Raw genomic sequence first — 22613 nt, 5'->3', positions numbered from 1 at the left:
TCGCCGTCCACACGGGCCGACTCGACCAGGTAGTAGTACGTCTTCCCACCGACCTTCTTCCCCACCAACGACGACATGCTTTAGGTAATACACACCGGAAGGCGAACTGTCGATCAGGCGAGTACTCAAAGATCCAGATCAGACCGTCCTGAACCAGCCACCGGCCAGCTCAACGGACTCCAAAGATCAACTTATCTAGGAAACTCCCGCTAGGCGAAGCGGTCAGCATGTACACCACCGCGGTGAACACCGCCCGGTCCTCGACCGGGGCGGTCCCACCGCCCTGCGGGCGTGTCTCGAACCGGGGTAGCAGCGGTTCGACCAGCTTCCACAGATCGTCCGGGACCAGCCGCGGAGCAAGGCTGCTCCCCATCACATCCATGATCAGACATGTACCCGGAGCGGCCACGTGAGACACACTCTAATCCGCCGGCAGCGGCGCGTCGCCGAAGATCGTGCGCTGCTCCCACCTGCTAGCGCAGGCCGGCTGGGTGGGCGCCCGCCAACGGCAGACATCGAAAGGTGGAACGTCGGGCGCGACGGTGCGGTCATCCTGGTCGTAGGAGGAGCGCTGGCTCGGTTGCCGGTGGCCGGAAATATGACAGGGAGCAGCGGAAGATGCAGCGGGTGGAGCTGACGTCGATCGATGGAGTACGGCTGGAGGGCGCGGTGCATGCAGCCGTCGGAGGACAGCACCGGGGGGTGGTCATCCAGCTACATGGAATCAACGCAAACATGACCGAGGGCGGCATGTTCGTCCGACTCGCTGATCGACTTGCACACGCCGGCTTTCATGTTTTGCGGTTCTCCTTCCGCGGCCACGGGGGAAGCGGAGGGACCCAGCGTGGCGTGACGATCGCCGGCGAGCTGCTCGACCTCCAGGCCGCGGTCGAGTACGCGGAGGAGCAGTTGCCAGGTCGCCTGTCGATCGTGGCGTCGAGCTTCGGAGCGGTATCGGCCTCGCTCTCGCTGCCCTGGTTGGCCGACCGCCTGAACAGGCTCGTCCTGTGGAATCCGGTACTCGACCTCCGGCGGACATTCCTGACACCGGAACTGCCGTGGGGACGAGAGAACTTCGGCCCCGATCAGCAGAAGCTGCTGTCAGGTCAGGGGTTCCTGGTGCTCGACGGGGAGTTCGAGGTCGGCCGGGTGCTGTTCGACGAGTTTGATCACTATCGGCCGCTGGACTCCCTGATGGCGACCGCTGCACCGGCGCTCGTGGTACACGGCGATCGGGACACCGCGGTCTCGTACGAGATCGCGTGGCAGGCAGCCTGCGCCAGACCCCACACCGAGTTTCACACCGTCGAAGGTTCGGATCACGGCTTCGACACCCGAGAACGAGAGGACGAGGCAGTCGCAGTCACAGTGAGGTGGCTCGTTGGCGACAAGGGCCGAGCATGAACATCGCCTCTCTGTATGCACCGGTGCACATTGAGGAGAGCACCGTGGTGGGCGAGCACTGCGTTTTCGGCTACCCGAAAGAGGCGCGCCTGCGGGCCCAGCAGAAGGGGTCCGGCTCGACCTCGTCCGGGGAACCGGTGGTGGTGGGGGCGCACTGCGTGATCGGTAATCAGGTCGTGGTCCACGAAGGGGTCTGGATCGGCGCGAACTGCGTCATCGAGGACCGCGTGCGGATCGGCTACAACTGCGTGGTCGGCGAACGAACCCGTGTCGCCTATGGAGCGTATGTGTGTGATCGTGTCGCGATCGGCGTGGACGCCTGCGTGGCGGGATTCGTCTGTGACGGCACGACCATCGGCGATCGCTCCACAATGATGGGCGATCTCGTGCACGAGTACGCCCGTCCCCACGAAGGCTGGTGGGAGGTCGACGAGGAGCCTCCGATGATCGAAGCTGACTCCGTGGTCGGCTACGGCGCGAGGGTGGTGGGCGGCGTCCGTATCGGCCCACGCAGCTACGTTGCCGCGGGCGCCGTGGTAACCCGGGACGTTGCACCGGATCATGTGGTTACGGGCATCAACGTCCACGTTCCGGCCGAGCGGTGGCGAGGACGCCGGCTGCAAGGCTTGATCCGCCACTGGCAGGCTCTGGCGAAGACAGACAGGCTGTGACGTAGGTCATCTCAGGCGAAGGGGGCGAGGCGGAGCGACCCTTGTCCTCTGCTGCCCACGGTCGGCCGGATGTGGCCGCTGGGCGACCGCCCCGCTAACGGCGAGGGTTCGCCGCCCCCTGTTCTGGCTGCCGGTCTCTGGGCTCGACGAAAGCCGAACGTTCGGTGTCGCTTCCGGCCTCATCCTTGGGGCGCTGGGAGACCAGTGGTGGTTCGAACGCGAGGGCGGTCAGCCGTCGGCGGAACCGGGCGCGTAGATCAGGGCGCGGATGGTCGATGTAGAGCGCGGGCAGGAACTCGTCGACCGGCACGACGGCCTCTTCGATGTGGGCGGCAAGCACTAGGCCGAGACCGGGCCTGGTGAGCAGGTAGCCGAAGGTGCAGTGGCTGTAACCAGGCGAGACGAATCCATCCAGGACCGGCTGGTCGTGGTCGGGTTCGAGGGGGAAGCGGCCGAGGTAGAGCAGGTCGAAGGGGCCGTGGCGGGTCAACTGGTGCAGGCCGGCGAGGAGCTGGTCGAGGAAGGCGTCCGGGATGACGAGGTCGTCTTCGAGGAAGACGATGAATGGTTCGTCACCGGTTTGAGCGGCATGGCGCCAGCAGGCCAGGTGCGCCAGTGTGCAGCCGATCTCGCCGTACTTCAGGGGTCTGGCCCACCAGGGATTGTCGGACTCGATCTGCCAGGGAAAGAGGGTGTAGCCGGCAGCGTCGAGCTGGCTTCGGGTGAGGTTCAGGCCGTCGAAGAGGCCGCGCCAGTCCGAGGTGAACGTCGCCTTGAGCTCCGGCGGAAGCACGTGCGTCATCCGTGCCCGCCGGTCAGGCCGCCGAAGCAGGTTGATCACATAGGTACGAAGATCAGCGGGAGTGATCAATGTGGTGGACCTCCGTTCCGGACTGATCTTGAAGGTAGCGGTCGGAGTTGTCGACGTGCACGGCGAAGGGTTCGTTGTTGCTGCGGGCGAGCAGGAGCAGCGGAGGGACCCGGGTCAGGTCGGCTACATCGGTGAGGCCGCCGATCCGCCGGGCTTCGGTGACCAGGACGAAGTCTGCGTCGTTGACATGCTCGGTGATGTAGCGGGAACTGCGTGCACCGCGCTCGGCCTCCAGTAGGCAACGGGCGGCACCGAGTACCCCGAGGGTGAGGCAGCCTCCGAGCAGGAAGACGGTGGTGCCCTGGGCGAGCGTGAGCCGGGTGAAGACGGCGAGATCTTCCAGCAGTTCGTTGCGCTCGGTCCAGCGTGGACCGAGAACCAGCCCGTTCATGCCGGGTACCACCAGGGGATCGTCCGCGCCCAGCGGATGGGGCTCGAAGAAGAACGGCAGCCGCGGGAGAAACTCGCGGTACTTGGCGTTCCACGGCGGTCCGCCGACGACCACGAGGACATCGGCCTGGGTGTCGAAGTACTCCGAGGGGGCGAAGTCTCGAATCGTCACGGTCGGGGCTAACCGGGCGAATCGGGTCCGCAGGTAGATCAACGTGTCAAGATCTGCGAACTTCGCATAACGGAGGTAGTTACGGTCGGCTGGCGAGGCGTACTCTGGGCGCTCATCCTCGGGGATCTCCGAGCAGACGATATCGATGCGTGCCCCGTGGGAGAGTCGCCAGAACGCTCTCAGGTCCTCGCCCCAGGGCTCGCCGTGATCGACCGGCGACCGATCCTGTTCAGGGGACGAGACCGTTGCCGGGCTCCTGACCGTCGACGTGACGGTCGATGGCCCGTTCGTCAACAGCATGTAGGCGAGGGTGTCCAGCGCTCGGTCGGCGCGGCGACGAACGGTCTTCGCCGCGCACCTCTGCTGGCGCGCGAGCGACTCTTGTCGCTCGGTGAGCGTTGGGTACCGATGCTCGGCGCTCAGGTTGAAGTCGACCTCGACGCACAGGCGCTCGTCGTCGGCCAGCCCCTCGACGGCTTGCCGGAACGCGGTCACGAGCAGCGTGACCTCCTGCGCCGATGCAGGCTCGCTCACCCTGCCGTCTGCCAGGCGGGCCCGGAGCAGCTCAGGCAGCACGGTAGGAAGCGCGGTGGGGCGAGCCAGGCCATGTCCTTGGCGGAGGCGCTTCAGACTCTCTTTGACCTCATCGACGGACAGTGAAGGGATGACCACCACAGTGTCCAGGATATGTCCAGATAGTCGGTCGATGACCATCGACACGGGTAGCTGCTGGCCTGGTCGATCGTGATCGTGGCCGGCATTCTTAACCGGACGAGCCAACGAGCCGCTGACGGCCATACGGCTCGCCACCGCACCCGCCGACGACAAGGAAGATCGTGTGACCGACGTGTCTTCACCCGTAGAGCCGAACAGCGACGTCTCCGGCCTCGATCGCGCAGCGCAGCTGCGCAGGAAGATGGTTGACGATCTTCTTGCCGAGGGCACGATCACCTCGCGGCCGGTCGAGGCCGCGATGCGCAAGGTCAGTCGGGAAGCCTTCGCACCGGGGGTGGAGCTGGAGGAGGCTTACCAGCTTTACAACGGAGTAGTTACGAAGCGCGACGACGCTGGAAGTTCTGTGAGCTCGGTTTCCGCTCCGCAGGTCCAGGCGTACATGCTGGAGCAGGCTGCGATCACCCCCGGCATGAGGATCTTGGAGATCGGCTCTGGGGGGTACAACGCTGCCTTGATCGCCGAGCTCGTCGGTCCGGCAGGTCAGGTCACCACGGTCGACATCGACAAGGACGTCATCGACCGGGCGCGCCATCTTCTCGCGCAGGTCGGCTACCCTCAGGTGAACGTTGTGCTCGCCGACGCCGAGTTCGGTGTGCCTGAGCACGCCCCTTATGACCGTATTTTGGTCACGGTCGGTGCGTGGGACGTTCCGCCGGCTTGGGTGGCTCAGCTGGCCGAGGGCGGTCGTCTGGCGGTGCCGTTGCAGCTGCGGGGCCTGTCGCGTGTGATCACCTTCGAGCGAGCCAACGAGTACTTGCTCAGTCGGGCGTCCCGGTTGTTCGGCTTCGTGCCCATCCAGGGCGCCGGAGCGCACCAGACCACGTTGCTGGTCCTACGCGGGGGTGAGATCACCTTGCGCTTCGAGGAGGGGCCCCCGACCGATCCGGGCCTGCTGGAAGGCGTATTCGACGCGCCGCGGGTGGAGGTCTGGAGCGGGGTCACGATCGGCCGTTTCGAACCGTGGGCCGGTACGCAGATGTGGCTCGCCACCGTGCTGCCGGGCTTCTGTCGCGTTGTGCTGGACAGAAAGCTGGACACGGGTCTGCTCTCCCCACCGGGCAGTCACTCCGCCGCGGTGGCCGTCGTCGACGACGACACCCTCGCCTATGTCACGACGCGCGGTGCGGCGGACTCGGTGGACGTCGAGTTAGGTGTGCATGCCTTCGGTCCGGGCGCGTCCGAGCTGGCCGAACAGGTCGCCGAGCAGCTCCAGGTCTGGGGGCGGGAACACCGCCACAGCTCGCCACAGTTCCGCGTTGACCCCGCAGGCACCGCCGATGACCAGCTGCCGGCTGGCCGCGTCATCGACAAGAAGCACAGCCGGATCACGATCTCCTGGCCGGGAGCGGCGAGCGTCGCGGCCGGCCGGGGCGCAGCATCCCGCCGAGCAGGAGGATGATCCATATGTCAGAGGTTTCGCTGTCTGGAAGCGCCACGGCGTTGGCTGAACGGCCTGGCGAGGACGACGAGTACACGCTGGATGTACGGGTGCTCGTGGCGTACGGCCCGATCATGGGGGACTGCCCCACCGATGACGGATGCGGCAACACCTGCTCGGGCAACGACAGCTCCTGCAACTCGTTCGCCGACGACCCGTCCTGACCTGTACGGGGGTCGTCGGTGCATTCCCCGACCCACGGCCCCCGCACAGCAGCAGTGCCCCGGGAGGCGGCATGGCGGTGAGATCTCCAGCGATGTACCAGTGGGCCGGTGCAGCACTACTACGTGCGAGCACCGATCCGGGCGGATTGGACTTGCCAGCGGACCTGGACCTGTTCGGTGCCGACGCCGCGGAAGAAGGGTCGGCGTGGCTGTCGGCGATGTGGCGGCGCGAGGAAATTCGCGCGGCGATCGCTCAGGCGAGTCCCGCGCTGATTCAGCAGGTTGACACCGTTCTGACCTCCAGTGGTCATGACGTGCGAGTGGTTCGCCGGACCGTGCTTTCCGTAGCGTCCTATCTGCTTCGGTGGCAGCGCCGTCCCACTCCCTTTGGGCTGTTCGCCGGAGTCGCGCTGGCCCGGATCGATGCTGGGGCGAAGGTGCGGTGGGGTCGCGATCACCGGGTCGAGGCCCGGGTTGACGCGGGCTGGCTCGGTGATGTCCTCGCGCGCCTGCAACGGTGTCCGACGCTGCGGGAGCGGCTGTCGCTGGTCGTCAATGGCGCCGGGTTGGTGCGCGGTGACCGCTTCGGAGCGCCCGCGCCGACGCCGGATGGCATAGCGGACGAGTTGGCGCCGATCGAGGTGTCCGTGCGCCACAGTCGACCGGTCTGCGCCGCGCTGGAGGCCACGCGGAAACCGGTCACGTTCAGCGAGCTACGAACACTGCTCATGGAGCGCTTCCCCAGTGCCCCCGCGCAGCGGATCGACGAGATGCTCACGGGTCTGCTCGACCAAGGAATCCTGCTGAGCAATCTGTCAGCGCCGATGACCTGCCTGGATGCACTCGGTCATGCGTGCGCTCAGCTGGAGGCCGTTGACGCCCACAGCATTCCGGAGGTTAGCGATCTTGTCCGTTCGATGTTCGAGATCCACAAGGAGGTGTCGGCCACCAGCCAGGTTCTCGGGTCAAGGTCGGCCGTGACCGAGCAGATGCACGCGCTGAGCGAGGCCGCCGAGGTACCCATGATCGTCGACACGATCCTGGAGTGCGACGTTCACATACCGGACCAGGTCGCCCAGGAAGCCCGCAACGCCGTCCAGGTCCTCTATCGACTCTCACCGTATCCGTTGGGTTATCCCGCCTGGCGGGACTACCACTCCCGGTTCCGGACCCGCTACGGGACGGGCGCCTTCGTGCCGGTCATGGACCTGATCTCCGACAGTGGCCTGGGAGTTCCGGCCGACTATCTGGGCTCGGCGCGCAGGCGTGCCGCTCGGCAGGTGAGTGAACGTGACGAGAAACTACTGGCGCTGATCCAACGGGCCACGCTGTCCGGCGGCGGCGAAATCGTCCTGACTGATCAGATGATCGAGGAGCTTGCGGTCAGCGATCCGGCCGACGTGCACCTGCCTGCTCGGGTCGAGGTGGCCGTGGAGATCCGCTCCATGTCCGTTGAGGCGCTGGCCCGCGGCCGGTTCACGGTGGCGGTGACCGGCACGCCACGGCCCGGCAGCAGCATGGCTGGCCGCTACGCCCACCTGCTGCCAGCGGACGGCCGCGACCTGATCGCGGGCACCTTCGCTGCGGCCGGCACCGACGCGATCCCCGCGCAGCTCTCCTTCGCCCCGCGTAAGCGGCGCAACGAGAACGTCGCGCGCACGCAGCAGCTCCTGACACATGTGATCCCCGTGGCCGAATACCGCGACGGCGACGAACGCCTGATCCCCCTGACGGACCTCGCGGTCAGCGTGGACGACCGCCGCTTCTACCTCGCCCAGATCTCCACCGGCCGGTACGTCGAACCGCGGGTCGCCCACGCCCTGGAGGCCGGCGTGCACACCCCGCCGCTCGCGAGGTTCCTCGCTGAGATCACCACCGCCCGAGCCGCCGTGTACAAGGCATTCCACTTCGGCGCGGCGGCACAGCTTCCCTACCTTCCACGCGTTCGATACCGGCGCACCGTGCTGTCTCCGGCACGGTGGCTGCTAGCGGCCGGTGAACTTCCCGGCCGCGGCGCCTCGACGGCCGAGTGGGACGCCGCGCTGGAAGCCTGGTGCAGCCGGTGGTGGGTTCCCGGCCATGTCGCGATGGTGGAGCACGACCGGCGGCAGCCGGTGGACCTCGGCCACCCGCTTCACCGTCTCCTGCTGCGCACCCGGCTGGAACGCGCTGACCGCCTGGAACTGCGCGAGACGTCGACCCTGGAAGACGTGGCCTGGCTGGGGCGTGCCCACGAGGTGCTGATCCCCATGGTCTTGGACCCGCAGCCCGCCACAGATCCCGGGCCAGGCATCAGCACACGGCGAGTCGTGGCCGTCGACGCCGGGCATCTCCCCGGCGAGTCCACGGTCGTGTCCGCGCACCTGTACGGGCATCCGGCGCGCGTCGAGGAACTCCTGACGCAACACCTTCCCCACATGATCGACGCCTTCGGCGTCCACAGGCCGCGCTGGTGGTTTCGGCGGAACCGCGAAATGCGCAGACCAGAGATCGACCAGTACCTCGCCGTATACCTCTGGCTATCGGAGCCCTCCGCATACGGCCCTGCCGCCGCATGCCTCGCCCGGTGGGCCGACGATCTGCGCCGACAACACCTGCTCGCGCACGTCTCGCTCACCACCTATGACCCCCAGTCGGGACGTTACGGACACAGCCCAGCCCTGGACCACGTCCAGGACGTCTTCGCCGCCGACTCGGCCTGCGCCATCGCCCAGATCAGCGCATCCATCCGCGCAGGCGTGCATCCCCAGGCCCTGGCCGCTGCCAGCCTGGTCGACCTGGCAGTGAGCTACGCCGGGTCCCCACAAGACGGGCTGGACTGGCTGATCCGCGAACTCCGCCAAGAACACGGAAGGCTGGACCCCGCGCTACGGCAACAGACACTCGAACTAGCCGACCCGCACGGCAGTTGGACGCGGCTGCAATCCCTGCCCGGCGGACGCGATGTCCTGGCTGCCTGGGGCACCCGCGCCAGTGCGCTGGCGGCGTACCGAGATGCCCTCGCTGACCAACGCGACCCGATGCCGGTCCTGCGATCGCTCCTGCACCTGCACCACAATCGCGCTGTCGGTGTCGACCCGGCTGTCGAACGAGCCACCGGCAGGCTCGCACGGGCCTGCGCGCTGCGCCACACCGCCCACCGCACGGAGACATGAGTGGCGACCTCAACGAGCACCCCTCCGGGAATCGCGCAGACCGTTGATCTTTACGCCGAGCGGCTAGCTCTGCCCGAGCCCCCGCCCGAGAGCGAACCCTGGGCACCGCAGTCCCTCACGAAAGGCAGCGCGGGCATCGCCCTGCTCCACATCGAACGCGCCCACGCCGGGCTCGGCACGTGGCAGCAGGCCGACCGCTGGATCCGCAGCGCGGTCGCCGCGCCGGCCAACATCACAGACAACACCGGCCTGTACCTCGGCGCCCCAGCGATCACCTTCATGCTGGACGCCGCGGCAGGAAGCGACCCGAGCCGCTACCGCGGCGCCCTCGCCGCCATCGACGGGCACGTCGCCGCGATCGCCCACCACCGAGCCGACGCAGCCATGGAGCGCATCGCGGCCGGGAGACTGCCAGGGTTCCGCGAGTACGACGTGTTTTTCGGTCTGACCGGGATCGGCGCGCTGCTACTGCGTCGCGCTCCCCAGGGCAGCGCAATGGAGCGGGTTCTCGCCTACCTCGTCGCCTTGTCTAAGCCGCATCGGATCGACGGGCAGACGCTGCCGGGCTGGTGGGTCAACCACGATCCGCACCGCCGCGCCTCCCCTGCCTACCCCGGTGGGCACAGTAACTTGGGCCTCGCTCACGGGATAGCCGGGCCGCTGTCCTTGCTCAGTCGGGCGATGCGGCGTGGTGTCGTCGTCGACGGACAGCACGATACGATCATAAACGTCTGCGCCTGGCTCGACGCCTGGCAGCAGGACGGCGAAGCCGGACCCTGGTGGCCGGAATGGATCACTCTGCCCGACCTGCGTCAGGGCAGAACAAGCCAGCCCGGCCCGGCGCGTCCCAGTTGGTGTTACGGCACTCCCGGGCTTGCCCGCGCGGGCCAGCTCGCGGCGCTCGCTCTCGGTGACGGTCGCCGCCAGCAGAAGTATGAACAGGCGCTTTTCCAGTGTCTCAACGATCCCGTTCAGCTGGGGCGGATCAAAGATGGTGGACTGTGCCACGGTTGGGCCGGTGTGTATCAGACAGTCTGGCGCGCAGCTCACGATGCCATAACACCGGTACTTGCCGACCAATTGCAGTGCTTGGCTGACAACCTGGTTCGATTCGCTGACTTCGAGCCCGTTGCCGGCCCCGGGCTCCTGAACGGGACAGCCGGCACGGCCCTCACCCTGCACACTGCCGCGCATACTGTCGCGCCGCGCTCTGGATGGGATGCGTGTCTACTGATCGACTGACACCCGGAGCAACGGAAGAAGAAAGCGGAACCGAAGGCGCCTCGCTCGTCGACAGGGATGTCGAGCGTGCCGTTCTGAAGCTGTTGACCGGGATACCGCTGAACGAGGCCGCCGGAGACGAGCGCATGAAGCCAGCGGAACTGGCTGAGGCCGCCGCCATCTACCAGCGGTCCGGACGACAGGCCCTTCACCAACAGGTCGCCTCCGACTGGTGGCAGATCTACATCGAGTTCACCGACTGGCACGCCGCCGAACAGGCCGCTGCCCGTTACATCGCGCCACTACTCCATCGTGCCGGAAACTGCGGCATCGTCGCTGCATGGTGGTTCATGCGGAAATATCCCTGCTGGAGGATTCGCCTCCGACCAGGACCAACCGGAACTGTGATGAAGGCAAGCACCGCGGCCGCCCTCGATGAGCTCGTCACCGAGGGCAGGATCGCCCGATGGTGGACAGGAACATACGAGGCAGAGACAGCGGCTTTCGGCGGCGGGGTCGGCATCGACATCGCCCACAGGCTGTTCTGCGCTGACAGCAACTCCATCATGAATTTGAGCCGTAATCCCGACGCCGAGCTCGGCCGACGTGAACTGTCGCTGCTCCTGAGCACCTGTTTGCTGCGCGCAGCGGGCTTGGAATGGTACGAACAAGGCGACGTCTGGCACCGGGTCACTCTGGAACGACCCCTGCCCGCCGACGTCCCCACCTCGAAGCTGACGGCGATGATCAGCGACCTCAAACGGTTGATGCTCGTCGACACGACTCCGGACGGGCCGCTGCTGCACGCAGACGGTCCTCTCGCCTATGCGGCGGGCTGGGCCGACGCCTTCCGGCAAGCCGGGCAGAGCCTCGGCAGCGCAGCTCGCACGGGCACGCTGGAGCGGGGCCTCCGAGACGTGGCAAGCTACCTGACGATCTTTCACTGGAACCGCCTCGGATTGCCAAGCCGAACACAGAGCACGCTGGCCTGGGCGGCGCGTGCCGCCATCCTGGGCCCGCCCACCGGAGCGACCAAGCCCCTGCCAGCGATGCGACGTATCGGGACAACGATGCAGCGGGGGCGGCCGACATTGACGGTCGATGGCGACGCGGAACGCGCCGTGGCCCGTTTTCCTCTTGTCGAGCAGCACCGATTTCGTTGCACAGACCTCGAAGCTCGGGTGCGCAGCGTACGCGAGTGCGCGGAGTCCTGCCACGAGCCGACCGACCCCCACGACCGAATCAATCTCGCTTGCACGGTGTGGAACCTGTCGGCGTTGATTGCGGCCGACTGCGGTGTTCCCGACCTCGCAGTTGACCTGTGCCGACGCCAGTTCCTCATATTCCAGGCCGCACTGCCGCTATCTGGCAGCGCGATCATAGCCGCACTACAGCCGCTGGTGAACCTGACCCGTCTTACCCGCCGGGCCGGAAATCCCGGCGGTGCCCACCACGAGCTGAACGAGATCGAACGGGCAGCCCGCACAGGCAGCGACGCCCTGATCCACGGCGAGCGCATCTCCTTCCGCGGATTCATCACGGCGGATAGCGAGTACCCAAAAGCCGCTCAATGGATGCGTGTCGTTATGCTCGACGATGGCACCCGAAACCTGGTGGCCGCCGGCCGCTGGGAAGAAGCAGCAGCGCACGCAGCACGATACGACGATGCCCAGGAAATGCTCCGAGAATCCCGCCAGGCACGCATCATCGCCCACGTCCGCAGCGGGCACACCGATCCGGCACTAGCCCTTATTGACAGCAGCGTGGTGAGCCAGCCCTGGGAAACCGCCGTAGCGGCATGCCTTCGCGCTTACATCAACATCGGGGCCGCTCGGCGGGACAACATAGACCTCGAAGCCCTGCTCGGTGCGGTCCGGTCCGCTCGTTTCTCCTGCGACCGGCCAACAACGATGTTCCATCTCCGACTTGGCCTGACCGCAGTCGACCTCGCCTCATCTGCGGCAGTCAACGAGGGGATCGATCTCCAGTGCGCTGAGCTGATCGACATGGCCGAGCATTCCGCGGACGCCTTCGTCGCCCGGGAACTACTGGGCAACCCGGTCTGCCGGGCGCGGATGACATCGACCCAGACCGGCGAGCTCTCGGCGTACGTCGCGCGAGCCGGCTTGGACGCAGGGTCGATTCCTGGAGCAAGCCGGGACGACCTGCTCGCATCAGTCCAGACCGCCACGACCGTGCTGGTTCAGGCCCTCGACGTACTAGACGGACGGGAAGCAGGTGGGTGAACATCGTCGCATCCGATCAGGTGGCGGCCACGCCGCCAGGAATGCTCAAGTCTGACAGAGAGGGAGCTGCTCCTCACGCAGCAGCGCGTTTCCTCGGATGACCGAGTCGACGTACAGCTGTACGAGAAGAATGGTCTGGGTCTTGTACGCGTCGCCGAGGGTGTTCAGTTCAGCCAGGTCATCGTCGGTGAGCTGCCGTCCCGGCCGCAATGTCCTCTCGAGCTCGCCGGTCGTAGACGCCAACGCGGCAAAAATCATGGATCCGGCCTCGGTGAAGTCGAGACTCGAGTCTGTCAGCTTCTCCACCTGGGCCCTGGTCAGCCCGATCTCCCGGTGGTGGTCACGTTCCAGGGTGATCAGACCATCGGTCGGGACGACGGTCGCACGGAGAGCAAGAAGGCCAAGCATGTTTGCACATTCCTCGATGATGTTGCTGGAAGGGTGGGGCAGGTTCTCCAGACCGCCGACCCAGGAGCACCGGCGGACCGAATGCGGCGCGCCCGGTGCTGACGCAGTATGGGCAGCCGCGGAACGTGGCCTGCGGACGTCCGCGGGTCGTCATCCTTAGAGATCATCTATGGCTCGCGCCCGGATCGCGGCGAGGATCTGACCCCAGATCGTGGCCGGCAAACGAATCTCCCGAAGCCCCAGATATCCGTAGCGCAGATCCACATGACCGTCCACATGGCGGACCAAGCCGCCAGCGACCGCCCATGCCGTCCACGCGGAGGTGAGCGTAGTGAACGTGGCCGCATGGGCCTCTTGAACGAGCGCGAACCAGACGACGCCGGGGAACCGTAGCTCGTGGACCTCGCCGGCATACCGGTAGCGGATGACGACCTCTGCGCCGTCCCGGGCGAACTGGGCCGAGGGGGCGCAGGTTGCCCGGCGCCAGTTCAACGGTGCGCTCACCGGGGTGCCGGGGTTTCGCCCGCCCATGCGTTTGTCTCCTCGTGTGTGATGGAGCCTCCCCGCCCGCGGCATGCGCTCACGGAAGCGCACCGGTGGCATCGGTCGCCGCGGGCGGGGAGGGATCAGGTGGGGGCCGCCTCGGGGAAGGGGCGCCCCCGGTCTCAGGGGCCGCCGGCCCGACGGCAGGGCACCACCCGGTAGCCGGCGATACCGGTCAGGGTGCGGGCGTACTCGTCGGCGAGCTGGGGGGTCGACCAGCCGATCAAGGTTTCGACCGGATTTCCCTCGCCGTCGAGCACGGAGATCGAATAGTTCGCCGGTGCCCCGTCCCGCACGGGAATCCAGTCCAGGCCGGGGCGGGGCGTCGGCAGGGTCCGGGAGGGGGAGGGCACCTGCGAGCGGTGGGGCCCGTTCCCCCTCCCGGTATATGCGGCCGTCCTCTGCCCGCCCGGCGATCCGGCGCAGACAAGACGGCCACCATCGGCGGCGGCCACCGGCGACCCGCAGGGAGAGTCCGTAGTCGGCATGGATCCTCCCTGGCCTCCGGGTGCCGGTCGGCACATCCGCCGGTAAGGACATGACACACTGCGCACCAGATCAGGGCCAGATCGCATCGGGCCGGTTCAGGGGGTGCACCGGTCTGTTGCACCCGTGAACCGGCGGCGGGAGGAAGAGACGGTGTTGGAGGCTGAGCGGCAGCGAAACGACACCTTGGACGAGCTGGTGGCCCTACTCCAACAATTGATCAAGAAATCTGGTACCAACAGGACGCGGCTGGCCGAGCGGACAGGATTCCCTCGCCAGCAAGTTTCCCGGGCAGTCAACGGCCGTGAGGTACCATCGCCGGACCTCGCCGACGCATTCGACGTCGTGTTCGGTTGCAACGGGAGGATTCGTCACCTTCGGGATGAGGCACACAGAGAGAAGCGGGCGCGACGTCTCGGCGCCGAACCGCCCCGACGGGACAAGGCGCAGCCGTCCCCGCAAAGCAGCGTCCCGAAGGAAGGGCAGGAGTTAGGGCTACAGGCCACGCTACCCATCACACCGAGCCCGCTGCCTGGACGAGGACCAAGCAACGGGCCCATAGGCGTAGGTGACCCAAGGGAGGCGAGAGCCACGGACAGACGCGACGCCCTACGCGCCATGGCGCTGGGGACCGCGGCACTCGGCCCGGTCGCGGCGGACCTCTCCCGCAGCATCGCCGGGGCCGACCCGGACCCCCTCAGTGTCGACCTAGCCGAAGCGCATATCCACCGCATCGCCGCCGCCTACCGCGTCACTCCCCATGGCGAACTCATGGACGCCCTCGGCCCGGAATGGCAGAACATCGAACGCATCCTCGACCGCCGTGTCTCGCCGCCGGTGCGCGCTCGCCTCACGTTGATCGCCGGACAGTACGCCTTCTACCTCGGTACGCTCGCCTTCGATCTCGGCGACGACGACACCGCACGCAGTCTTCTCCGGGTCGCCAGCCAACACGCCGACGAGACGAAACAACTCCTGCCTGCCCGCTCTCCACGCCGATCCGACGTCCTGTTGCTCGACGGATCCGTCGCAGCGATCCGTTCCAGCGTCGCCTACTTCAACCGCGCGTACAGCGAAGCCGCCGACATCGCCGCCCAGGCACGGGAAGGCGCCCATCCGTTCGCCCTGCCGATCCTCGCCGGCTGCGAGGCACGGGCCGCGGCGCTCGCGCACCGACCCGACGACGCCCGCGCCGCCTTGGCCGACATGCAAGAGCATCTTTGGGACGGCGCAGTCATGCCCGGCCCGAACCCGGGGGACGCCGCGTTCATACACGGCTTCCTCGCCGTCGCGCTCGCCCACGTCGGCGACGGTGTTCAAGCCGAGCAGCATGCCCGTGTCGGCCTGGATCTGGAGATCGCGGCCAACCCCGACCATTATGTGCAGATCGGCGGGAAACACAACGCCCTCTGCCGCGCCTACCTCCGCCGCCCCGAACCGGATCCGGAAGCCGCCGCAGACGCCGCGCGTCACGCACTCCTCACGGTGGACGGACGACCCAATCGGACAGTTATCCAGCAGGCAGGCCAGATGTGGAGACAGATGGACGGTAAATGGCCCGAGCTCCCCACGGTCCGTGACCTCGGCGAGATAGTACAAACCTCCAGACGAGCCCTCGAATCCGGACCGGGAGATCCTGCGTCCGCCTGCGCCTGATCGGAGGTCATCACCAGGCGGTGCTACCTGGAGACCCAGAACTACGAGGGCTGGCGCGTTGACTCCGAGGTCCGGCAGGGCGACGGTGCCGTGTACGTGGCCAAGATCGGGGTGGTCAGGGGCCCTCGGGCAGCGCAGGGCCGGTAGGACGAGGGCTGTCGGTTGGTGGCCCGATGGCCGGGTGTGGGAGCTCGAGCAGTGTGGCGAGGTCGCGGAAGACGGTGTGGACGGCGCCGGGGTCTTGCTGCCACCAGGCGTTGAGGTCCTTGATCCCGGCCGGGGTCTGGATGTTGAGGACGAGTCGTTGGTGCTGGGCGAGTTCGTCGGCGAGACGGGCGGCGGCGTTCTGGCCGGCGGGGAGTTTGCCGGGGTCGTGGGCGGTGTCGTCGTCGAAGCAGATGATGAACGCGGAGCCGGGGCGTTCCTCGGTGAGGCGGCGGGCGAGGGTGGGTGCGCTCGCGGGGCTGGCGTGGGCGGTGCCGAGGAGCGCGACGGCGGCGAGCCCGCTGTGGGCCGCGGTCAGGGCGTCCGGGAAGCCTTCGCAGACGACGGTGAGGTTGGGGTGGGCGGGCCTGTCGGTGGTCAGGTGGGCGAGTTTGGGGTTGGGGGCGAGGTCGTGGGCGGGCTGGTCGTAGCGGCGTCGGAGTTCGGGATTGAGGTAGCGCAGCTGGTAGTAGACGGGCCGGCGGTCGGTGGGGTGCAGGACGGGGAAGACGATGCCGGGGCCTGCGCGGGGGAGTCCGTCGGGGCGGGGGAGGTGGCGGGGTCCGGGGTCGAAGCCGACGCGGTTGGCGGCGAGGAGCCGGTCGGTGAGGCCGCGGTTGTGTAGGTAGCGGCGTGCTCCGCTGCCGATGGGTCGCCAGAGCAGGTCGGCGGCGGCGGTGACGAGGGTGCCGATCGCCGGGTCTACCGGGGTGAGCTGTTCGGCGGGTGGTGTGGCGGCCCGGTCGGCGAGGTCGAGGAGGGCCTCGCGGACGGTCATGCCGGTGCCGGTCATGAGCAGGTCGATGGCGGTGCCGCCGTCGCCGCAGGCGTGGCATTTCCATCGCCACCGGCCGTGGTGTCCCTGGTAGATGCCCATGGAGGGGTGTTCGTCGGGGTGGGCGGGGTTCGGGCAGTGCCAGCGGGCGGCGCGGCCCCGGCCTTGTGGTTCGCCGCAGATTTCGGTGGCCAGCGCGGTGAGGTCGGTGGCGTCGAGGACGGCGTCGCGGTCGATTGTCGGCATCCGCGGCAGCCCCTTTTCCGGTGCGGATGGGCTCGCTTGTGTTGTGTGAATAAGCGTGACGGTTCCGGAAGGCGGAGAGGGAACGTTCCTCGAAGTTCCTCTCGGATTTCCTGGAGTAAGTCCTGCTTCCGTGCCGGCCGCGGTCCGCGTGGATGGCGGCGGCTCACCGCCTCCGGTATCCGGCGTGGGGCGAGGGGCTTTCGCCGTCGGGTGACCTGGTGAGACGCGGCGGGAGCCGGCGGCCGGTGGGGGATCGGTTCGGGTGTGGCCGGGCGCCGCGATGAGGTGGCGATGACGGTGGCGATGACCTGGGTGATGACGGTGGTGATGACGTTTTCGATGCGGGTGGTTGCCGCGATGACCTGGGTGATGACGGTGGCGATGACGTGGTGGATGCTGCCGGTTCGGATCGTCGGGTCCCATGTCGAACGACACGTATTCGGATTCGGATGGTGAGCGCAGGCGGTTCGTGCCCCGTACGGCAGGGCTGCGTCGCTGGCAGCGGGACTGGGAACGCTGGTCGGCCGGTGTCGAGGTGACCGAGGGGTTGCGCCGCTGGTCGCTCGATCCCGTTCTCGCCGCGCACTGCGGGTCGGCGGTCGGGCTGCTCGCGGCGTGCGGGCGGGACCGGGCGGTGGCGGTGGCGGTGGCGGATCGGCGGCTGGCGGCGCTGATCGGTCATGCCCGGGCGGGGGACCGGGCGGCGGCGCGGGTGGTGTTGGAGCGGGTGATGCCGGCGTTGACGGTGCGGGCCGCCGAGCGGGCCGGCCATGCCGACCCGGCCGCGATGACCGGTGCGGGGGGTGGTTCGGCGTTCGGTGAGGTGCTGGTGGAGCTGGTCGGCGCGGCCTGGCTGGTGATCTGCACGTTTCCGTTGGACCGGCGGCCGCGGAAGATCGCCGCGAATGTGGTGCGGGACGCCGTCTACCGGGTGTTCGGGTACCGGCCGCGGATGGATCGGTGCACGGTCTACCTTGATCTGCTGCCGGAGGTACCGGCCGGGTTGGACGGGCGGCCGGTCGCGGGACGTGGTCGGGGTGGGGCGTCCGCGGAGCTGCTGGATGTGCTGGTCGAGGGCCGTGACGGTGGGGTGGAGCCGGCGCATCTGCGGCTGCTGGCCGAGTTGACGCTCACCGGGCGCAGCCAGGCGCAGGTCGCCGCCCGGGTCGGGATCACCGATCGGGGGGTGCGGCTGCGTCGGGATGCGGCGGTGCGCGCCGTGCGGGCCGCCGTCCTGCCCGCCGCTGGCAGCGCCCCGGGGGAGAGCGTCGCCGTTCCGGTACCGGGCGGGTCGGCGGGGGTGGCGGCGTGAGCCCGCGGGGCGAACCGGGCGCGGGGGTGATGCCCGATCCTGCGCTGCTGCTCGTCGGTGTCGCGGTGCTGGCGGGCGTGGGCGGGGTGTGGGCGGGCGCGCAGACCGCCGCGTTGCTGTTCGGGGCGCATGAACCGCTGCCGGTCGGGTTGGGCGCGGCGGTGGTGGCGGTGCCGCGTCTCGTCCTGCGTCCGGGTGATCCGGCGCGGGCCTGGCCGGCGGAGGCCGCGGTCCTGCTGCCGGGGCCGGTGGGCTACTGGGCCGGAAGCGTCGTGCCGATGGCGGTCGCGGTGCTGTGCGGCGGGGTGCTGTTCTTCCTGCTGCAGGGCCGGGTCGGGGTGGCTCGTCGGCGGCGGATGGGCCTGGATCCGGAGGCGCGGTTCGCCCGGCTGTGGGAGATCGCCCCGATGTGGGTCCGCCGGCCGGTCCGGGGCCGGATGATCCTCGGTCGGGCCCGGAGCGGGATCGTTACCCGGTTGCTTGCGACCGAGGACGCGTCCCTGCCGGTGGATGACGCGGTGCCGCGGCTGCTGCACCGGCGGGTTGCCCGCCGCCGGGGTGACCGGGGGGCGGTGCTGGTCGTCGGTCCGTCCCGCTGCGGGAAGACCGCGGCGTTGGCGGTGCCGGCGATCCTGGAGTGGGACGGCCCGCTGATCGCCCTGTCGGTGAAGACGGACCTGCTGGGCGCGACCGTGCGCCGGCGTCGGGCGCTCGGGCAGGTGCGGGTCTTCGACCCTACCGGTGTCACCGGGGAACTGTCGGCGACCTGGTCGCCGCTGGCGGAGTCCACCGGGCTGGCCGGGGCGCGGCTGGCCGCCCGGTCGATCGCGAACAGCACCGACTGGACCTCCTCCGGATCGGACATGAGTTTCTGGACTACCGCCGGTGAGGACCTTCTCGGCCTGCTGTTCTGGGTCGCCGCCACCGCCGGGCTGGGGATGGACGCGGTGGTCGGTTGGACGACGAGCATGGACCGCGACGGGGTGATGCGTTTCGCCCAGGCCTTCGCCCGTCACGATGACCCGGCGATCCGGGTGGACGGCGAGCAGGTGCTGGCCGGTCTGAGCGCGGTGTGGAAGACGGATCCCAAGCAGGTCTCGTCGGTGTTCCTCGTGGCCCGGCAGATGATCCGGCCGTGGCAGGAACCGTCGGTGCAGTATTCCGCGGCCGGGTCGGAGATCGGCCTGGACTGGCTGCTCGGTGACGAGCCCGACGACGAGCCCGACACCGCCCTCGACCCGTTCACCGACAACAACCCGTTCACCGACGGCGATCCGTTCACGGAGGATTTCGGTGACGCCGGGCAGCCGGGGGACGGGCCGCGGCGGCGGTCGAACAGCGTCTATCTGTGTGCGGATCTCGACGGGGCCGAACGGTTGGCGCCGGTGCTCGGGGGCCTGGTCGATGATCTGATCCGCTCGGTGTATACCCGGGTCGGGGTGACAGGTAAGCCGTTGGACCCGCCACTGCTCGTCGTCATCGACGAGGCGGGGAACTGGCCGATGAAGAATCTGCCCGGCCGGATCTCCACCTGCGCGGGCATGGGCATCCAGCTGATGCTCGTCTACCAGAGCAAGGCGCAGATCGACGCGGCCTACGGCAGCAAAGCCGACGTCATCGTGTCCAACGCGGTCACGAAGGTCTTCTTCTCCGGGCTGTCGGACAAGTCGACCCTGGACTACGCCGCCTCGCTGCTCGGGCAGGAGCATGTCGCCGCGCGCAGCCTGTCCAGTGATATCGCGCCGGGTGGCGGACGGCAGGGTATCAACGACGCGCCGACCAGGCTGGAACTCCTCCCGGCGCATCTGCTGCGCCAGGTGGCGCCGGGGCAGGCGTTGCTGCTGCACAACACGCTCCCGCCCGTGCACCTGCATGGACGCTACTGGTTTCGGGACCCGGCGCTGCTCGCCCTCGCCGCCGGGGAGCCGCCCCCGGCCCGGCCCGCGGCGCAGGGCGTGCGGCCGGCCGCGCCCCGTGAGGGGTTTGGTCGGGTGGTGCGGGCGGTTCGGGTGGTGCGCGTGCGCGGGCTGTGGAACCGCCGACACCGGTCGAACGGAACCGGCCGATGATCGCCACCGCGGGTCCGCGTCAGGGAACCCCGCGAGCCGTGTCCGTCGCGCGGCGGCGCGAACGGCCGGCCGTGGTCGAGACGCCGTCGGGAGCGTGGCTGGTCGGGGTCGACCCGCGGACCCGGCTGTGCGTCGCCGCCTACCGGCCGGCCGCGCCGGACGCGGGGGTGCTGTTCACCGTCCCGGCGCGCACGGTGACCGCCGCGTCGAGCTGGGAGCTGGAACCGCAGATCGGGATGGCTCTCGGCGACGAGGTACACGAGGCCCTGCGCCTGGCGGCGGTCACCGTGCGTCTGGATGCCGAGGCCGAGGGTGTCACCGTCGCGGCGCGCGGCGCGGACTCGCCTGGCCCGGATGAAGCCCGGGTTTCCCGGGCATCGGATCTGGTGCGGGTTCCCGGTCGCGGACCGGTCACCTACGCCGAGTCCCTGGCATGCTCCCGGGTGCTGCTGCGCTGGGAGGCGAGGGGTCTCGAGGACCTGTCCGACGTCTACCGGCTGGACGTCCTCGCGCTCAGCCGGGACATCCGCGAGGGGCGGCGGGAGCTCACCTACCGGCTGTCGGTGAACGACCGGGTGATGGTCGCCGGGAACGACATCGAGGTTCCCGGTGGCATCGTGGTGCGCAGCAGCGACACCGTCCGCGGCCTGATGGTGATGCTGACCAGTCCCGACCCGGAGCTGGCGCTGACCGCCGGGCAACGTGATGTTCTCCGGCGCCGCGATGAGCTGATGAGCCTGGTCGCGGAGAAGCCCGGGCCGTTGCGCCCCGGTGAGCGTGTCGAGGTCGCTCTGCCCGACGGGCGGATGCTAACCGGCACGGTCACCGCGGCAACCCGGGGCGCCGATCAGGATGTGCGATCCTACCAGTGGAACCCGGACCAGGCGTCACTGCCCGGTGGTTTTTTCGGCCCGCACGGGCTGCTGCGCGGCGGGATCGTCAGCCCCGCCCCGGCCGTGCGGGCCACCCTTCTGCCCGATCCGGCCGCCGGCTGATGACAGGTCCCATGCCCGAGGATCCGCGTTCCTCCTACTCGTACTTCACCGACCCGGCGCCGGTTCGTATCACCGTGCCCACCGGCTGGTGGCGGCTTCTGCCGACCACGGGGGCTGACGGTGCCCGTGACGTCACCGCCCAGCTGGTGCGCTGGCCCGGCGAGACCAGCACACCCGCCGTGATCGTCACCGTGGCCCGGTTGAGTCTCTGGGAGCTGGAGCAGACCCTCCGCTTTCCGTTTCCCCGGGCCGTCCACACGACATTCGCCGCCTCACCGCGGCGGGACGCGCTGGTTTTCCCCGGCCCGTCCGGAGGCTGGCAGGTCGCGCACGGACAGTTGCTCCTCGACGTCGGCCTCGACCAGGACGAACGGCCGTGGCGGGCCAGCCGCGTCGACCTCACCGGCCGCGAACCGGCCACCTACGGCCGGCTGCTGCACACCGACCCGCCGTTGCGGACCTGGCAGCGCGACCTCTACCAGGTCGACGTCGTCGGCGCCGGCACGGACGACGGCGTCTACGGCAGCCGGCACGACGGCAGCCGGCACAACCTGACCTACCGGGTCTGGCTGGGCGGGGACGTCGTCTTCGCCGGCGACGACGTCATGATTCCGGCGGGGTGGGATCCCCGGTCGGACGACGCCGTCCGCGAAGTGATCGGCCAGGTGATCTACCAGCAGTGGGACCGCCGCGAGCTGTCGTTCGCGCAGCAGAGCTTCCTGGACGTGCACCGGGAACGCCTCGCGCTCGAATCCGTCGGCCTGCCTCCGCCCTACCCGGCGGGCACCCGGGTTCGGGTCGACAGCCCGGGCGGGATGACCGCGACCGGAACCATCCGCCGGCCGGTCGTGCGCGGCGGTCGGACGACCGGCTACCTGTGGCGCCCGGACGTCGCCGACCTGCCCGGGCATCCCGGTCATGGACACCCCGGCTACCTGCTGCGCGCCGACGCCGCGCAGGTGCGGGCCACGTTGGAGGGAAAGGACACCGCGGTCGACGGACCGGACGGTCCGATGATCATCGCCTTCGGGGCGACCGTAGCGGCCGTTGACGACCCCCGCTTCGCCCGCGGCAAGGTCCTGCGTGCCCTCGACGAGGAGGGCCGGCTCGCCTACGACATCCAACCGGACGACGACCTGCGCGCCTGCCACCGGCTGCACGCCGACGACGTGATCCCGCTGACCGGCACCGCCTGGCCGACCGTCGACCGTCTGCTCCAGGCCCGCGACGCGGCGCACGTGCCACTGATCGCCGGCGAGATCCTGGTCACCGTCCGGGAAATCGCCGTGATGCCCGCCGTCGACCCACCCGTGGCGAACGCCCTCGTCCGCCACGGGTTGCTCTCACCGGACCGGGTCCTAGACCTGTCTTCCGCACGTGCGTGCGGTGAGATAGCTACGTGGTTGATTGTTCGGATCGGGTCGGGCTGATCGGGATGCGTGGTGGCGGGTC

The 22613-nt window shown here is 68.8% G+C and carries 19 protein-coding genes and 2 pseudogenes; 14 read left to right on the top strand and 7 right to left on the bottom strand.

Features of this window, described 5'->3' with window-relative positions; translation table 11 throughout:
* Positions 1 to 217 precede the first annotated feature (217 nt).
* Positions 218 to 373 (bottom strand): annotated as a pseudogene (locus BMG523DRAFT_RS18620) (transposase); the annotation flags it as partial.
* Positions 374 to 618: 245 nt separating this feature from the next.
* On the opposite strand from BMG523DRAFT_RS18620, the gene BMG523DRAFT_RS18615 reads away from it, so the two are divergent.
* Together BMG523DRAFT_RS18615 and BMG523DRAFT_RS18610 are read left to right on the top strand one after the other, a co-directional pair.
* Positions 619 to 1404, top strand: a complete 786-nt coding sequence (locus BMG523DRAFT_RS18615) for a S9 family peptidase (RefSeq protein ID WP_011437703.1) — start codon at positions 619 to 621, stop codon at positions 1402 to 1404.
* A complete protein-coding gene (locus BMG523DRAFT_RS18610) occupies positions 1401 to 2075 on the top strand; it encodes a DapH/DapD/GlmU-related protein (protein WP_011437702.1) in 675 nt (224 codons plus the stop codon). Before BMG523DRAFT_RS18615 ends, BMG523DRAFT_RS18610 begins: the two co-directional genes overlap by 4 nt.
* A gap of 94 nt (positions 2076 to 2169) precedes the next feature.
* On the opposite strand, the gene BMG523DRAFT_RS18605 is transcribed toward BMG523DRAFT_RS18610, so the two are convergent.
* Entirely contained in the window at positions 2170 to 2946 is a 777-nt protein-coding gene (locus BMG523DRAFT_RS18605; protein WP_011437701.1) for a glycosyltransferase family 25 protein, read from the bottom strand.
* Positions 2930 to 4042 carry a hypothetical protein gene (locus BMG523DRAFT_RS18600; RefSeq protein WP_235463240.1) on the bottom strand — a complete coding sequence of 371 codons (1113 nt, stop codon included), beginning with the start codon at positions 4040 to 4042 and terminating at the stop codon, positions 2930 to 2932. The genes BMG523DRAFT_RS18605 and BMG523DRAFT_RS18600 overlap by 17 nt, the downstream gene beginning before the upstream one ends.
* Before the next feature lie 304 nt (positions 4043 to 4346).
* Here BMG523DRAFT_RS18600 and fxlM point away from each other — a divergent pair, with 304 nt between their 5' ends.
* From fxlM to BMG523DRAFT_RS23530, 5 genes are all read left to right on the top strand, one after another.
* Positions 4347 to 5642, top strand: a complete 1296-nt coding sequence (gene fxlM / locus BMG523DRAFT_RS18595) for a methyltransferase, FxLD system (protein ID WP_083494872.1) — start codon at positions 4347 to 4349, stop codon at positions 5640 to 5642.
* 5 nt (positions 5643 to 5647) lie between these two features.
* Positions 5648 to 5845, top strand: a complete 198-nt coding sequence (gene fxlA, locus BMG523DRAFT_RS18590) for an FxLD family lanthipeptide (protein WP_035958751.1) — start codon at positions 5648 to 5650, stop codon at positions 5843 to 5845.
* A 152-nt stretch (positions 5846 to 5997) separates the two neighbouring features.
* The gene (locus tag BMG523DRAFT_RS18585) at positions 5998 to 9000 is read left to right on the top strand and encodes a lantibiotic dehydratase (RefSeq protein ID WP_235463234.1); all 3003 of its coding nucleotides are present in this window, start codon (positions 5998 to 6000) and stop codon (positions 8998 to 9000) included.
* Entirely contained in the window at positions 9001 to 10242 is a 1242-nt protein-coding gene (locus BMG523DRAFT_RS18580; RefSeq protein WP_043591781.1) for a lanthionine synthetase C family protein, read from the top strand.
* The gene (locus BMG523DRAFT_RS23530; protein WP_235463232.1) at positions 10224 to 12467 is read left to right on the top strand and encodes a thiopeptide-type bacteriocin biosynthesis protein; all 2244 of its coding nucleotides are present in this window, start codon (positions 10224 to 10226) and stop codon (positions 12465 to 12467) included. Before BMG523DRAFT_RS18580 ends, BMG523DRAFT_RS23530 begins: the two co-directional genes overlap by 19 nt.
* Positions 12468 to 12512: 45 nt before the next feature.
* Here the strand turns inward: BMG523DRAFT_RS23530 and BMG523DRAFT_RS18570 are convergent, their stop codons facing one another.
* The 3 genes from BMG523DRAFT_RS18570 to BMG523DRAFT_RS25450 all read right to left on the bottom strand — a co-directional run bounded on the left by BMG523DRAFT_RS18570 (position 12513) and on the right by BMG523DRAFT_RS25450 (position 13906).
* The gene (locus BMG523DRAFT_RS18570) at positions 12513 to 12875 is read right to left on the bottom strand and encodes a hypothetical protein (RefSeq protein WP_011437695.1); all 363 of its coding nucleotides are present in this window, start codon (positions 12873 to 12875) and stop codon (positions 12513 to 12515) included.
* 156 nt (positions 12876 to 13031) lie between these two features.
* Entirely contained in the window at positions 13032 to 13406 is a 375-nt protein-coding gene (locus tag BMG523DRAFT_RS18565; protein WP_011437694.1) for a hypothetical protein, read from the bottom strand.
* A gap of 134 nt (positions 13407 to 13540) precedes the next feature.
* Complete coding sequence (locus tag BMG523DRAFT_RS25450) at positions 13541 to 13906, bottom strand: hypothetical protein (protein ID WP_011437693.1); 366 nt, start codon at positions 13904 to 13906, stop codon at positions 13541 to 13543.
* Between the two features lie 103 nt (positions 13907 to 14009).
* Between BMG523DRAFT_RS25450 and BMG523DRAFT_RS27475 the strand changes: the two are divergent.
* Both BMG523DRAFT_RS27475 and BMG523DRAFT_RS18555 read left to right on the top strand, forming a co-directional pair.
* A pseudogene (locus tag BMG523DRAFT_RS27475) lies at positions 14010 to 14258 on the top strand (helix-turn-helix domain-containing protein); the annotation flags it as partial.
* Positions 14259 to 14522: 264 nt separating this feature from the next.
* Entirely contained in the window at positions 14523 to 15560 is a 1038-nt protein-coding gene (locus tag BMG523DRAFT_RS18555) for an XRE family transcriptional regulator (RefSeq protein WP_235463241.1), read from the top strand.
* 115 nt (positions 15561 to 15675) lie between these two features.
* Here BMG523DRAFT_RS18555 and BMG523DRAFT_RS18550 read toward each other — a convergent pair whose 3' ends face one another.
* Entirely contained in the window at positions 15676 to 16785 is a 1110-nt protein-coding gene (locus BMG523DRAFT_RS18550) for a toprim domain-containing protein (RefSeq protein ID WP_043591780.1), read from the bottom strand.
* A 291-nt stretch (positions 16786 to 17076) separates the two neighbouring features.
* Here BMG523DRAFT_RS18550 and BMG523DRAFT_RS25445 point away from each other — a divergent pair, with 291 nt between their 5' ends.
* The 5 genes from BMG523DRAFT_RS25445 to BMG523DRAFT_RS18525 are packed head-to-tail and all read left to right on the top strand — an operon-like array spanning position 17077 to position 22591.
* A complete protein-coding gene (locus BMG523DRAFT_RS25445; protein WP_157858567.1) occupies positions 17077 to 17241 on the top strand; it encodes a hypothetical protein in 165 nt (54 codons plus the stop codon).
* 13 nt (positions 17242 to 17254) lie between these two features.
* On the top strand, positions 17255 to 18097 hold the full coding sequence (locus tag BMG523DRAFT_RS25440) for a hypothetical protein (protein ID WP_157858568.1): 843 nt from the start codon (positions 17255 to 17257) through the stop codon (positions 18095 to 18097).
* Positions 18094 to 20166, top strand: coding sequence for a type IV secretory system conjugative DNA transfer family protein (locus tag BMG523DRAFT_RS18535; RefSeq protein WP_011437689.1), 2073 nt, complete (start codon positions 18094 to 18096; stop codon positions 20164 to 20166). The genes BMG523DRAFT_RS25440 and BMG523DRAFT_RS18535 overlap by 4 nt, the downstream gene beginning before the upstream one ends.
* Positions 20163 to 21161 carry a hypothetical protein gene (locus BMG523DRAFT_RS18530; protein WP_049761108.1) on the top strand — a complete coding sequence of 333 codons (999 nt, stop codon included), beginning with the start codon at positions 20163 to 20165 and terminating at the stop codon, positions 21159 to 21161. Before BMG523DRAFT_RS18535 ends, BMG523DRAFT_RS18530 begins: the two co-directional genes overlap by 4 nt.
* An 11-nt stretch (positions 21162 to 21172) precedes the next feature.
* Positions 21173 to 22591 (top strand): hypothetical protein, encoded by a 1419-nt coding sequence (locus BMG523DRAFT_RS18525; protein ID WP_235463230.1) that lies wholly within the window; start codon positions 21173 to 21175, stop codon positions 22589 to 22591.
* The last annotated feature ends 22 nt before the right edge of the window (positions 22592 to 22613 follow it).

The sequence above is a fragment of the Frankia sp. BMG5.23 genome, assembly GCF_000685765.2.
Taxonomy (GTDB): domain Bacteria; phylum Actinomycetota; class Actinomycetes; order Frankiales; family Frankiaceae; genus Frankia; species Frankia casuarinae.
Note: the sequence above shows the minus strand (reverse complement) of the source record. Positions and strands in the feature narration are given on the sequence as shown.

Bases quoted from the DNA above. Each gene is read 5' to 3' on its own strand.
- BMG523DRAFT_RS25445 (WP_157858567.1), top strand. From the start codon at position 17,077: ATGACGGTGGCGATGACCTGGGTGATGACGGTGGTGATGACGTTTTCG.
- BMG523DRAFT_RS18530 (WP_049761108.1), top strand. From the start codon at position 20,163: ATGATCGCCACCGCGGGTCCGCGTCAGGGAACCCCGCGAGCCGTGTCC.
- BMG523DRAFT_RS18525 (WP_235463230.1), top strand. From the start codon at position 21,173: ATGCCCGAGGATCCGCGTTCCTCCTACTCGTACTTCACCGACCCGGCG.
- BMG523DRAFT_RS18570 (WP_011437695.1), bottom strand. From the start codon at position 12,875: ATGCTTGGCCTTCTTGCTCTCCGTGCGACCGTCGTCCCGACCGATGGT.
- BMG523DRAFT_RS18610 (WP_011437702.1), top strand. From the start codon at position 1,401: ATGAACATCGCCTCTCTGTATGCACCGGTGCACATTGAGGAGAGCACC.
- BMG523DRAFT_RS18550 (WP_043591780.1), bottom strand. From the start codon at position 16,785: ATGCCGACAATCGACCGCGACGCCGTCCTCGACGCCACCGACCTCACC.
- BMG523DRAFT_RS18565 (WP_011437694.1), bottom strand. From the start codon at position 13,406: ATGGGCGGGCGAAACCCCGGCACCCCGGTGAGCGCACCGTTGAACTGG.
- BMG523DRAFT_RS18555 (WP_235463241.1), top strand. From the start codon at position 14,523: ATGGCGCTGGGGACCGCGGCACTCGGCCCGGTCGCGGCGGACCTCTCC.
- BMG523DRAFT_RS25450 (WP_011437693.1), bottom strand. From the start codon at position 13,906: ATGCCGACTACGGACTCTCCCTGCGGGTCGCCGGTGGCCGCCGCCGAT.
- BMG523DRAFT_RS18615 (WP_011437703.1), top strand. From the start codon at position 619: ATGCAGCGGGTGGAGCTGACGTCGATCGATGGAGTACGGCTGGAGGGC.
- fxlA (WP_035958751.1), top strand. From the start codon at position 5,648: ATGTCAGAGGTTTCGCTGTCTGGAAGCGCCACGGCGTTGGCTGAACGG.